This window comes from Candidatus Streptomyces philanthi, from assembly GCF_059553635.1.
Genome location: NZ_JCANQV010000167.1, coordinates 1 through 13237, shown reverse-complemented (window position 1 = coordinate 13237; position 13237 = coordinate 1). Strand labels below are relative to the sequence as shown.

Sequence of the window (13237 nt, the reverse complement as noted above, 5' to 3'; positions counted from 1 at the left end):
CTCACCCCGCGGCTGATGGAGAGCGTCCAGGCCGCCCTCGGCGCCAAGTCGCCGGTGGCCGACGCCGACCAGCCGCTGTCCGGGCTGGGCCTGGACTCCCTGATGGCCGTCGAGCTGAGGAACGAGATCCAGAGCCGGCTGGAGGTCTCCATGGCCGTCGCCGACTTCCTGCGCGGCGCCACCGTCCGCAGCGTCGCCCAACTCGTCACCGACCGGCTCCGTGCCAAGGAGACGGACGGCGGGGGAGCGGACGACGCCGACGACGCGCTGGTCCCCGCCACCGAAGGGTTCGAGGACATCGCCGCACAGCTGCTGGACGAGATCGACAAGATGCCCGAGGGACCCGCGGCAGCGGGCGGAGAGGAGCGGCGTTGAGCGGCATCGCCGAACGCCTCGCGGCGCTCCCGCCGGAGAAGCGGGCGCTGTTCGAGAAAATGCTGCGCGAGCGGGAGCAGGGCGGCCGCGTCCTGCCCATCTCCCCGCTCCAGCAGGGCATGTGGTTCCTGGAACAGCTCCGCCCCGACAACCCGGCCTATGTCGTGCCCGGCGCGGTCCGCATCGACGGAGAGGTGTCCGCCGGCGTCCTGCGCGACGCCCTCAACGAGATCGTGCGGCGCCACGAGTCCCTGCGCACCACCTTCGAACTCCGCGACGGCGAACCCGTCCAGATCGTCCGGCCCCGGATGACCCTGGAACTCCCCGAGACCGACCTGCGCGGCCGGTCGCTCACCGAGGAGGAACTGGAGCGGCACATCGCAGCCGAGGCCCTGGAGGACCGCTTCGACCTCGCGACCGGACCGCTGATCCGCACCCGGCTGGTGCGCCTCGCCGACGACGCGTCCGTCCTGGTCCTCGCCCTGCACCACCTCGTCTCCGACCGCTGGTCCGTCGGCATCCTGCTGAGCGAGCTCTCCGAGGTCTACGAGGCGTTCGCCGACGGCCGCCCCTCGCCGCTGCCCGACCTGCCCGTCCACTACGGTGACTTCGCCGCCTGGCAGCGCCGGCAGCGGGACAAGGGCCGCTGGGACGCGGACCTCGCGTACTGGCGGGAGAACCTGGCGGGCGCCCCGGCCGCCCTGGAGCTGCCCACCGACCGGCCGCGCCCCGCGGTCCAGGGCTTCAACGGCGCCTCCTGCCCCGTCGAACTGCCCGAACCGGTGATGCGGGAGCTGACCGCCCTCGCCAACCGGCACGGCGCCACCGCCTACATGGCGCTGCTCGCCGTCCTCACCGTGCTGCTGCACCGCTACAGCGACCAGGACGACGTGATCGTCGGCATGCCCACCGCGATGCGCGGCCGGCCGGAGGTCGAACCCCTCATCGGGTACTTCGTCAACACCCTGCCGATCCGTGCCGACGTCAGCGGCGACCCCGACTTCGTCCAGCTCCTCAAGCGGGTCCAGAACGCCTGCCTGGGGGCCTACGCCCACCAGGACGTCCCGTTCGACACCCTCGTCGCGGACCTCAACACCGCCCGCGACCTCAGCCGGCCCCCGGTCCACCAGGTCAGCTTCTCCTACGGCCGCGAGCCGGTGCCGCCCGTCGCCCTCGGCGGCGCCCGGCTGCGCCGGATGCTGGTCAAGAGCGAAGGGGCCCGCTTCGACCTGGAACTCCAGGCGTTCGACGCCGGGGGCGCGCTGTACGGCTGGTTCGAGTACGACCGTGACCTGTTCGACGAGAGCACCGTCGCCCGGATGGCGCGGCACTTCCGGCGGCTGGCCGAGCAGGCCGTCGCCCACCCGGAGGAGCCCGTCGGCCGCCTCGGACTGCTCGACGCCGACGAGCGCCGCGCCCTCCTCGTCGGCCGCAACGCCACCGACCGGCAGTGGCCCGCGTCCGACGGGCTGGTGCACGAGTGCTTCGAGGAGCGGGCCCGGACGGCGCCCGGCGCCGAGGCCGTCCGCTTCGAGGGCGAGAGCCTGACCTACGCCGAACTCGACGCCCGCGCCAACCGGCTCGCCCACCGCCTCGTCCGCCTCGGCGTCGGCCGGGACGTACCGGTCGGCGTCGCCATGGAACGCTCCCCGGAACTGGTCGTCTCCCTCCTCGCCGTGCTCAAGGCGGGCGGCGCGTACGTCCCCCTGGACCCCGGCTACCCCCGGGCGCGCCTGGAGTTCATGCTCGCCGACGCGAAGGTGCCGGTCCTGCTCACCCAGCGCCGCGTCGTGGAGCAGCTGCCGCCGGTGACCGCCGAGGTGCTGTGCGTCGAGGAGATGACCGGTGAGCTGAGCGCCGAACCGGCCACCTCGCCCGGTGTCGCGGTGGACGGCGAGGACCTGGCGTACATCATCTACACCTCCGGCTCGACCGGAACACCCAAGGGCGTGATGAACGTCCACGCCGCGATCCGCAACCGCCTGCTGTGGATGCAGGACGCCTACCGCCTGGACGCCACCGACCGGGTGCTGCAGAAGACGCCGTTCTCCTTCGACGTGTCGGTCTGGGAGTTCTTCTGGCCCCTGATGACCGGCGCCACCCTCGTCCTCGCCCGCCCCGGCGGGCACAAGGACAGCGGCTACCTCGCCGAGACCGTACGGCGCGAGCACATCACCACCGTCCACTTCGTCCCCTCGATGCTCCAGATCTTCCTGACGGAGGACATCGAGAGCTGCACCTCCCTGCGCCGGGTGATGTGCAGCGGAGAGGCGCTGCCGCGCGACCTCCAGGACCGCTTCCTCGCCCGCTCCGACGCCGGACTCCACAACCTCTACGGCCCCACCGAGGCCGCCATCGACGTCACCAGCTGGCACTGCCGCCCCGAGGACGAACCGCGCCCCGTGCCCATCGGGCACCCCATCGCCAACACCCGCCTGTACATCCTCGACCGCCACCTCGCCCCCGTACCGCCGGGCGCACCGGGCGAACTCCACATCGGCGGACGCAACCTCGCCCGCGGCTATCTGGGCCGGCCCGACCTGACCGCCGAACGCTTCGTCCGCGACCCGTTCTCCGACGACCCCGGCGCCCGCCTCTACAAGACGGGCGACCTCGCCCGCCACCGCCCCGACGGCGCCATCGAATTCCTCGGGCGCCTCGACCACCAGGTCAAACTGCGGGGCTTCCGCATCGAACTGGGCGAGATCGAGGCGGCGCTCGCCGAGCACCCGGCGGTCCGCGAGGCGGTCGTGGTGCCCCACGAGCACGCCCCCGGCGACGTCCGCCTCGTCGCCTACCTCACCGCCGCCGGCGAGAGCACGCCGGACGGTGAGGAGCTGAGCGCCGCGCTCAAGCAGCGGCTGCCCGAGCACATGGTGCCCGCCCTCTACGAGGTGCTGCCCGCCCTCCCGCTCGGCCCCACCGGCAAGACCGACCGCAAGGCCCTGCCCGCGCCGCAGGGGATACGCGCCGGACTGCGGGCCCGCTACGAGGCACCCCAGGACACCCTGGAGGGCACCCTCGCCGACCTGTGGCGCGAGGTCCTGGGCACCGACCGGGTCGGCAGGCACGACAGCTTCTTCGACCTAGGCGGCCACTCGCTGCTGATGGCCCGGCTGCGTACCGAGCTGGCCGCCCGAGGACACGAGGTCTCCATGGTCGACCTCTTCCAGCACCCCACGGTGGCCGCACTGGCGCAGCACCTCGGCACGCCCGGCGGCCCGGAAGCGGCCGGTACCCGCCGGGGCCAGGAGCGCGGCGAGAGCCGCCGTCGCTCCCGCGGCCGCCGCCAGCAGACCGCCCACCGCCGAGCCCGTCCCCACAGCGATAGGTAGCACGAGATGACCGAGATGCACGACGACCTCGACCGCATAGCGATCATCGGGATGGCCGGACGGTTCCCCGGGGCCCCCGACGTCGACGCCTTCTGGACCCAGCTCGCCGAGGGCCGCGAGGGCATCACCCGCTTCACCGACGAGGAACTGCTCGCGGCCGGCGCCGACGCCGCCGTCCTCGGGCAGGAGAACTACGTCAAGGCCAAGGGCGCCCTCGACGGCGCCGACCGCTTCGACGCGGGCTTCTTCGGCTACAGCCCCCGCGAGGCCGAGATCATGGACCCCCAGCACCGGGTGTTCCTGGAGACCGCCTGGGAGGCCCTGGAGAACGCCGGGTGCGTCCCGCAGGACTTCGAGGGACGCATCGGCGTGTTCGCCGGCACCGGCATGAACACGTACATGATCTTCAACGTGCTGCGGAACCGCCGGACGTTCGAGGCGGCCGGCATGTACCAGACCATGCTCGCCGGGGACAAGGACTTCCTCGCCACCCGCGCCGCCTACAAGCTCGGCCTCAAGGGCCCGGCCATGACCGTCCAGACGGCCTGCTCCACCTCGCTGACCGCCGTGCACCTCGCCTGCCAGAGCCTGCTCGGCGGCGAGTGCGACATCGCGCTGGCCGGCGGCGTCGCCGTCTCCACCCCGCTCAGCGACGGCTACCTGCACGAGAGCGGCGGCATCCTCTCCCCGGACGGCCACTGCCGCGCCTTCGACGCGTCCGCCGGCGGCACCGTCCCCGGCAGCGGCGCGGGCGTCGTCGTCCTGCGCCGCCTGGACCACGCCCTGGACGCCGGCGACACCGTCGACGCCGTCATCCGCGGCACCGCCGTCAACAACGACGGCTCCCTCAAGGCCGGTTACACCGCGCCCAGCGTCGAGGGACAGGCCGAGGTCGTCTCCGAGGCACTGGCCGTCGCCGGGGTGTCCCCCGACAGCATCGGCTACGTGGAGACCCACGGCACCGGCACCGTCCTCGGCGACCCCATCGAGATCGCCGCCCTCACCCGCGCCTTCCGGGAGCACACCGACCGGACCGGCTACTGCGCCATCGGCTCCGTCAAGAGCAACGTCGGCCACCTCGACGCGGCCGCGGGCGTCACCGCGCTGGTCAAGACCGTCCTGATGCTCAAGAACGAGGCCATCCCCGCCTCCTTGCACTTCACCGAGCCCAACCCCGAACTCGCCCTCGACAAGAGCCCGTTCTACGTCAACGACACCCTGCGGCCCTGGCCCCGGAGCGCGGAGCCCCGCCGGGCCGGCGTCAGCTCGTTCGGCATCGGCGGCACCAATGTGCACCTGGTGCTGGAGGAGGCCCCCGCCCCCCGGCCCACCGACCCCTCCCGGGACGTGCTGCCGCTGCCGCTGTCCGCGGCGACGCCCGAGGCACTCGTCGCACAGACCCGGCGCCTCGCCGACCACCTGGAGCGGCACCCCGACACCGACCTCGGCGACCTCTCCTGGACCCTGGCCCGCCACCGCCGCGCCTTCGGCCGCCGCACCGCCGTGGCCGCCTCCGACACCGCCGGAGCCGTCACCGCGCTGCGCGCCACGGGCACCGCCGACGCCGTCGCGGCCCCGGAGAAGGGCGCCCCCGTCGCGTTCCTCTTCCCCGGACAGGGCGCCCAGTACGTCGGCATGGCCCGGGGCCTCTACACCAGCGAGCCGGTCTTCGCCCGCGAACTCGACCGCTGCGCCGAGCTGTTCGCCCGCCACCTCGACGAGGACCCCCGCGCCCTGCTGTTCGCCGACGAGGACCGGGCCGAGGAGGCCGCCGCCGGGCTGGAGCAGACCGCCGTCACCCAGCCGGTCCTCTTCCTCGTCGAGTACGCCCTCGCCCGGCTGTGGATGTCCTGGGGCGTGACGCCGCGGGCGATGGTGGGCCACAGCATCGGCGAGTACGTCGCCGCCACCCTCGCCGGGGTGTTCTCCCTGGAGGACGCCGTGCGCGTGGTCGCGGCCCGGGGACGGCTCGTCCAGGCGATGCGGCCCGGCGCCATGCTCACCGTCTTCCTCTCCGAGGAGGAGGCCGCCGCCCGTCTGACCGGCGGCCTGAGCCTGGCCGCCGTCAACTCCACCGGCCTGACCGTGGTCTCCGGCCCCGAGGACGAGATCGACGCGCTGGAGCGGCGCCTCAAGGACGACGGCGTCTCCTGCCGCAGGCTGCACACCTCGCACGCCTTCCACTCCGCCGACATGGACGACGCCGTCGCCCCCCTGGTCGCCGAGGTCACCGGCGTGCGGCTGCGCCCGCCGTCCATCCCCTTCCTCTCCAACGTCACGGGCACCTGGATCACCGACGAGGAGGCCACCAGCCCCGCGTACTGGGGGCGTCATCTGCGCGGCACGGTGCGCTTCGACGACGCCGTCACCCGGCTGCTCGACGACCCGGAGCTGGTCGCCGTCGAGGTCGGCCCCGGCGACACCCTCGGCACCTTCATGCGCCGCCACCGCGCCTGGCGCGACGGCCGCACCGTCGTGTCCACCCTGCGCCACCCCCGCGACAAGCGCGACGACCGGTCCTGCCTGATGGCGGCCCTCGGCGCGCTGTGGAGCGCCGGTGCCCCCGTCGACTGGGACGCCTTCCACGACGGCGCGCGGCGCCGCGTCCTGCGCCTGCCCGCCTACGCCTTCCAGCGGGAGCGCTACTGGGTGGACGCCGAGGACACCCCCGGCGGTGTCCGGCCCGGGACCGGGGCGGCGGGCGGCGGTGTCCGCTTCCACACCCCCGGCTGGCGGCGCCTGCCCGCGCTCACCACGCCCCAGGAGCCGGCCGACGGGGCACTGTGGGTCCTCCTCGGCGGCGGCGCGCTCGCCGACGGACTGGCCGGGGACCTGGAGGCGGCGGGCGCGAGCGTCGTCCGGGCCGCGGCCGGCGAGGAGTTCGCCCGCCACGGCACGGCGGCCTGGTCGCTCGACCCCGCCGACCGGGAGCACTTCGCCTCCCTCGTCACCGGCCTGGACACCGAGGCGCACCCGGCCGTCCGCTTCGTCCACCTCTTCGGCCTCGACGGCGAAGAGTCCGGGGCCCTGGACGCGGCCCGGCTCGACGCGGCCCGGCGCACCGGCTTCGACAGCCTCCTCGCCCTGGCCCAGGGCATCGACGACGCCCGTCTGCCCGTCCCGGCCGCCGTCGACGTGGTCTGCCGCGGCGTCCACGCCGTCACCGGGGACGAGGAGATCCGGCCGGAGAACGCGCTCCTGACCGGCGTGAGCACGGTGATCCCGCAGGAGCTCGCCGACGTCACCTGCCGCACCCTCGACATCACCGGTACCGACCCGCACGCCCCCCACGCCGCCGCCCTGCGCGCCCTCGGCGGGCTGCTGCGGCGCACCACCGAGGACCGCGACCTCGCGCTGCGCGGACGCCACTGGTGGGTCCGTGACTACGACGCCGTCCCCCTCGACGCGGCCCCGGCCCAGGCGGCGCCGCTGCGCGACGGCGGCGTCTACCTGATCACCGGTGGCCTCGGCGGTGTCGGCCTGGCCCTGGCCGCCCACATCGCGGCCAGCGTGCAGGGCCCCGTCCTCGGCCTGCTGGGCCGCTCGTCCCTCCCGGACCGCGAGGAGTGGCGGCGCTGGCTCGACGGCCACCCCGCCGACGACCCCGTCAGCGCCCGCCTGCGCGCGCTGACCGCGCTGGAGGAGGCCGGTGCCCGCGTCGTCGTCCTGGCGGCCGATGTGACGGACGAGGAGCAGACCGCCGCCCGGGTGGCGGAGCTGACCGCGCTCGCCGGGCCGCTCAACGGCGTCGTCCACGCCGCCGGGGCCCCCTCCACCGGCATGATCAGGAACAAGACGAGGGAGGACGCCGACCGGGTGCTCGCCGCCAAGACCCGCGGCACCCTCGTCCTCGACCGGGTCTGCGACACCGCGGCCCTCGACTTCCTCCTGCTGTGCTCCTCCGTCACCGCCGTCCTCGGCGGCCCCGGACAGAGCGACTACGGCGCGGCCAACGCCTTCCTCGACGCGTTCGCCCAGTGGAAGCGCCGTCAGGACGGGGCGCCCGTCGTCTCCGTCGCCTGGGACACCTGGAGCGGCGTCGGCATGGCCGCCGGCCTCGGCCGCGGCACCGGCGAGCAGGCCGGGGAACCGACCGGCCACCCGCTGCTGCGGCTGGTGGAGACCACCGGGACCACCCGGACGTACGCCACCACCTTCAGCACCGCCGACTCCTGGATCGTCGACGACCACCGGCTGATGGGCCACGGACTCGTCCCCGGCACCGCCTACCTCGAACTGGTCCGCGGCGCGCTCGCCGAGCAGGCCGCCGGACGGGACATCGAACTGCGCGACGTGCTGTTCATGATGCCCGTCATCGTCCCCGACGGCCGCACCAGGACCGTCTACACCACCATCGAGGAGCACGACGGGGAACTCCGCTTCACCGTCCGCAGCCGCGCCGGCGCCTCGGCCCCTTGGCGCGACCACGCCACCGGCTGCGCGGCCTTCCGCGAGAGTGACGGCGACGAGGTCCGCGACCTCGGCCAGGTCCTCGCCGCGTGCGAGGTCACCGAGGTGCTGGACACCGAGGAGGACATCAGGCGCCGGATGCGCGTCGACGCGTTCGCCAAGGACGCCGGCGGGCCGCTGGAGTTCTTCTTCGGCCCCCGGTGGCAGTGCCTGCGCACCATTAGGACCGGGGAGCGGCGGATGCTCGCCACCCTCGCCCTCGACGAGGAGTTCGCCGCCGACCTGGAGGAACTGCCGCTGCACCCGGCGCTCCTGGACATGGCGGGCGGCGTGTTCCGCATGCACGCCGAGCACCTGTACTACCTGCCGCTGACCTACCGGAGCCTGCGGATCGCGCACGGGCTGACCCGCACCATCGAGTGCAGCGTCGAGATCACCTCCGAGGACCTGTCGGGCGAGACCCTCACCTGCGGCATCGATATCCTCGACCCCGACGGCCGGCTGCTGGTGCAGATCACCGACTTCACCGTCAAGCGCATCAACGACATCGACGCGTTGCTGGAGCAGATCGACCAGGCCGTACGGGAGGCCGAGGCCGGATCGGACGACGACGGCGCGGGCGAGGAGAACAAGGGCGTCCTGCACCTGCTGAGCGAGGGCATGAGCGAGAAGGACGGCCAAGGCGCCTTCGCCCGCCTCCTGGCGGCCGACCCCCTGCCCGAGCAGATCGTCGTCGCGGCCAAGGACTTCACGGCCGCGCGCCGCCTGGCCGCGAGCATCACCCCGGCGCTGCTCGCCGAGGAGGCCGGGCAGCTCGCCCCGGCCACCGCCTCCCACCCCCGCCCGGACCTCGCGACCCCGTACACCGCGCCGTCGACCGAGGACGAGAAGGCCGTCGCCGCGATCTGGCAGGAGGTGCTGGGCATCGAGGAGGTCGGCGTACACGACGACTTCTTCGCCCTCGGCGGACACTCGCTCGCCGCGGTCCAGATCGGCACCAAGATCCAGAGCCGCTTCGGGACCGAGATCGACCTGCGGGACTTCTTCGAGGACCCCACGGTCGCCCACACCCTCACCCTGCTCGCGGGGGACGGCGGCGCCGCCCCGGCGGACGCCATCCGGGCCCGCGGCCGCACCGAGGAGGACGACCTCCTGGACGGGCTCGACGAGCTGTCCGACGAAGAGGTCGAGGCCCAGCTGCGGGAACTGCTCGCCGACACCGCGGACGACGACATGTGAGCCCGCCCGCCGCGGTCCGCCCCCGGGCGGGCCGCGGCGCCCCACCGCCCTCCTGACACCCCTCGCGCACCGGTACGGCAACGACGGCCCACCGGCGACACCACACGAAGGATGACGCGTCACATGAGCACCACGAACCCGGCGGGCCTCTCGGCCGCCGAAAAGCGCGCCCTGCTCGCCGAGCGGCTGCGCGAGCGCAAGAAGCGGCGGCGCAACCAGTTCCCCGCGTCCTTCCAGCAGCAGCGACTGTGGTTCCTCGACCAGCTGACCCCCGAGAGCTCCGCGTACAACGTGCCCGGCGCCATCCGCGTCCTCGGCCCGCTGGACACCGAGGCATGGCGGCGCGCCGTCAACGAGATCGCCCGGCGCCACGAGGCCCTGCGCACCACCTTCCGCGAGGCCGACGGCCAGCCCGTACAGGTCGTCAACGAGGGCATGGAACCGGAGTTCGCCGTCGTCGACTGCGCCCACCTCGAAGGACCCGGCAAGGAGGAGGGCATCCGCGCCCTCGCCCGCGAGGAGTTCACCCGCCCCTTCGACCTGCGCCGCGGCCCCCTGCTGCGCAACACCTTCCTCCGCCTGGGCCCCGACGAGCACGTCCTCCTCTTCACCGTCCACCACATCGCCGGCGACCTGTGGTCCACCTCCGTCCTGCTGCGGGAACTCGTCGCCCTCTACGCCGCCGACCGGACCGGCGGCCGGGCGGCCCTGCCCGAACTCCCGATCCAGTACGCGGACTACGCCGCCTGGCAGCGCGAACGCCTGGAGAGCGACGCCCTCGCCGGCGACCTGGAGTACTGGAAGGACGCCCTCACCGGCGCCCCCGCCGCACTCGAACTGCCCACCGACCGGCCCCGCCCGGCCGTGCAGTCCACCCGCGGCGGCTCCGTCCCCTTCGCCCTGCCCGACGACGTCATGGACGGCGTGCGGGAGCTGAGCCGCAAGGAGGGCGCCACCCCCTTCATGACGCTGCTCGCCGCCTTCCAGGTACTGCTGCACCGCTACAGCCGCCAGGAGGACATCGTCGTCGGCGTGCCCGTCGCCAACCGCGGCCGCCGCGAGATCGAGAACCTCATCGGCTACTTCGTCAACACCCTGGCCCTGCGCGCCCAGGTGTCCGGCGACGCCACCTTCCGCGAACTCCTCGCCCAGGTCCGCACCACCTGCCTCGGCGGCTTCGCCCACCAGGAACTCCCCTTCGAGCGCCTGGTGGAGGTGCTGCATCCCCAGCGCGACCTCTCGCGCACCCCCGTCTTCCAGGTCTCGTTCATCTTCCAGAACATCGCCATGCCCGAGTTCGACGCGGCCGGACTGCGCCTGGAGCCCCTGGAGACGGAGAGCTCCACCGCCCGCTTCGACCTCGAACTCCAGGTCTTCGACCGCCCCGAAGGACTCAGCGGCTGGTTCGAGTACAACAGCGACCTCTTCGACGCCGCGACCGTCGCGCGCATGGCCGGCCAGCTGCGCACCCTGGTGCGCCACCTCGTCGCCGACCCCGGCCGCCGCCTCGCCGAGGTACCGCTGCTCACCGCCGACGAGGAACGCGACCTGCTCGCCCTGGGCTCCGCCGCCGACCGCGCCTGGCCCGACGACGCCCTCACCCACGAGCGGTTCGCCCGGCAGGCCGCCCGCACCCCACGGGCCGAGGCGGTCCGCTGCGGCGACGACGCCCTCGGCTACGCCGCCCTCGACCGGCGCGCCAACCAGCTCGCCCACCGGCTCCGGCGGCACGGCGCCGGCCCCGGCACCCTCGTCGGCATCTGCATCGACCGCTCCACCGACATGATCGTCGCGATGCTGGCCGTGCTGAAGGCCGGCGGCGCGTACGTCCCCCTGGACCCGGGCTTCCCGCCGGACCGCATCGCCTACATGCTCGCCGACTCCGCGCTGCCCGTCCTCCTCACCCACCGCACGGTCCTCGACGGCCTCACCGACGTCACGGCCACCACCCTCTGCCTCGACGAACTCGCCGACGACCTGGCCACCGAGGACACCACGGCGCCCCAGAACACCGCCGGACCCGACGACCTCGCCTACGTCATCTACACCTCCGGCTCCACCGGCCGCCCCAAGGGCGTGCAGATCCCGCACCGCGCCCTGGACAACTTCCTGCGCAGCCTCGGCGAACGCCCCGGCGTCACCGGCGACGACACCCTCCTCGCCGTCACCACCCTCTCCTTCGACATCTCCATGCTGGAGCTGCTGCTGCCCCTCATGGAGGGCGCCCGCGTCGTCGTCGCCCCCCGCGACGTCGCCGCCGACGGCGAACGCCTGGCGCACCTGCTGGACACCTGCGGCGCCACCGTCATGCAGGCCACCCCCTCCACCTGGCGGATGCTCCTGGACGCCGGCTGGCCCGGCCGCCCGGGGCTGCGCGTCCTCGCCGGGGGAGAGGCACTGCCCGACGAACTCGCCCAGCGCCTCCTGGCCACCGGCGTCACCCTGTGGAACATGTACGGGCCCACCGAGACCACCATCTGGTCCGCCGTCGGCGAGGTCGGCGAAGGCCCCGTCGCCCTGGGCGCCCCCGTCGCCAACACCGCCCTGCACGTCCTCGACGACGAGGGCCGCCTGGCCCCGCTCGGCGTCCCCGGCGAGCTGTACATCGGCGGCTCCGGCCTCGCCCGCGGCTACCTCGGCCGGCCCGAACTGACCGAGGAACGCTTCGTCCCCGACCCCTTCGCGCCGGAGTCCGGCGCCCGCCTCTACCGCACCGGCGACCTCGTCCGCCGCACCGGCGACGGCACCATCACCTTCCTCGGCCGCCTCGACCACCAGGTCAAACTGCGCGGCTACCGCATCGAACTCGGCGAGATCGAGTCCGTCCTCGCCCGCCGCCCCGAGGTCGGGCAGGCCGTCGTCGCCGTCCGCGAGGTCGCCCCCGGCGACGCGCAGCTCGTCGCCTACGTCGTGCCCGACGAGAGCGCCGCCGCCCGCGCGGAGAACGACGACTGGCCCGAACAGGTCGACCAGTGGCGCAAGATCTGGGACGAGGCGTACGACGAGGAGGCCGGCGACGTCGACCCGGCCTTCGACATCCGCGGCTGGAACAGCAGCTACACCGGCGCCCCCATCCCCGCCCCCGAGATGCGCGAATGGGTCGACGCCACCGCCGCCCGCATCCTGGAGAACAACCCCGGGACCGTCCTGGAGATCGGCTGCGGCACCGGCCTGATCTTCCACGCCGTCGCCCCCCACTGCCGCACCTACTGGGGCACCGACATCTCCGGCGTCGCCCTCGGACGGCTGCACCACCAGACACGCAAGGCCGGCACCGACCCCGACCGCGTCCAGTTCCACCAGTGCGCCGCCGACGCCCTCGACCGGCTCCCCGACCAGCTGTTCGACGTCATCGTCCTCAACTCCGTCGTCCAGTACTTCTCCGACGAGCAGTACCTCCTGCGCGTCATCGAGGGCGCGCTGCCCCGCCTCGCCCCCGGCGGCTCCCTCTTCCTCGGCGACGTACGCAGCCTGCCGCTGCTGGAGACCTTCCACACCTCCGTACAGCTCGCCACGGCCGACCCCGACCAGCCCGCGCAGCAGGTCCTCGACCGCGCCCGCCGGGCCGCCGAGGACGACGAGGAACTCGTCATCGACCCCCGGCTGTTCCACGCCCTGCCCGCCCGCTTCCCCCAGATCACCGGCGTCCGGCTGGAGCCCAAGCCCGGCCGCGCCGGCAACGAACTCAACCGGTTCCGCTACGACGTCCGCCTCACCACGGGCCGCCCCGACGCGACCACCACCGACGACGTCTGGCACGACTGGCACGAGGAGGAACTGACCCCCGAGGGCCTCCACGACCGGCTCACCCGGGAACGCCCCGCCGTCCTCGCCCTCCGCGACATCCCCAACGCCCGCACCCGCGCCTTCGCCGACGC

4 protein-coding genes are annotated in these 13237 nt (G+C 73.9%); all 4 read left to right on the top strand.

The genetic code is table 11. The features are described 5' to 3' along the window. A partial coding sequence (locus AC51EU_RS19350; RefSeq protein ID WP_496268254.1) for an acyl carrier protein occupies positions 1-375 on the top strand: 375 nt, incomplete at its 5' end. Further along, on the top strand, positions 372-3710 hold the full coding sequence (locus tag AC51EU_RS19345; RefSeq protein WP_496268253.1) for an amino acid adenylation domain-containing protein: 3339 nt from the start codon (positions 372-374) through the stop codon (positions 3708-3710). The genes AC51EU_RS19350 and AC51EU_RS19345, both read left to right, overlap by 4 nt. 6 nt (positions 3711-3716) lie before the next feature. Further along, positions 3717-9359, top strand: coding sequence for a type I polyketide synthase (locus AC51EU_RS19340; protein WP_496268252.1), 5643 nt, complete (start codon positions 3717-3719; stop codon positions 9357-9359). Positions 9360-9482: 123 nt separating this feature from the next. Further along, positions 9483-13237: non-ribosomal peptide synthetase (locus AC51EU_RS19335; RefSeq protein WP_496268251.1), on the top strand; the 3755-nt coding region annotated here is incomplete at its 3' end.

What these genes read in the sequence shown, in the direction of transcription:
- AC51EU_RS19340 (WP_496268252.1), top strand. Translation starts at nt 3,717, where the DNA reads ATGACCGAGATGCACGACGACCTCGACCGCATAGCGATCATCGGGATG.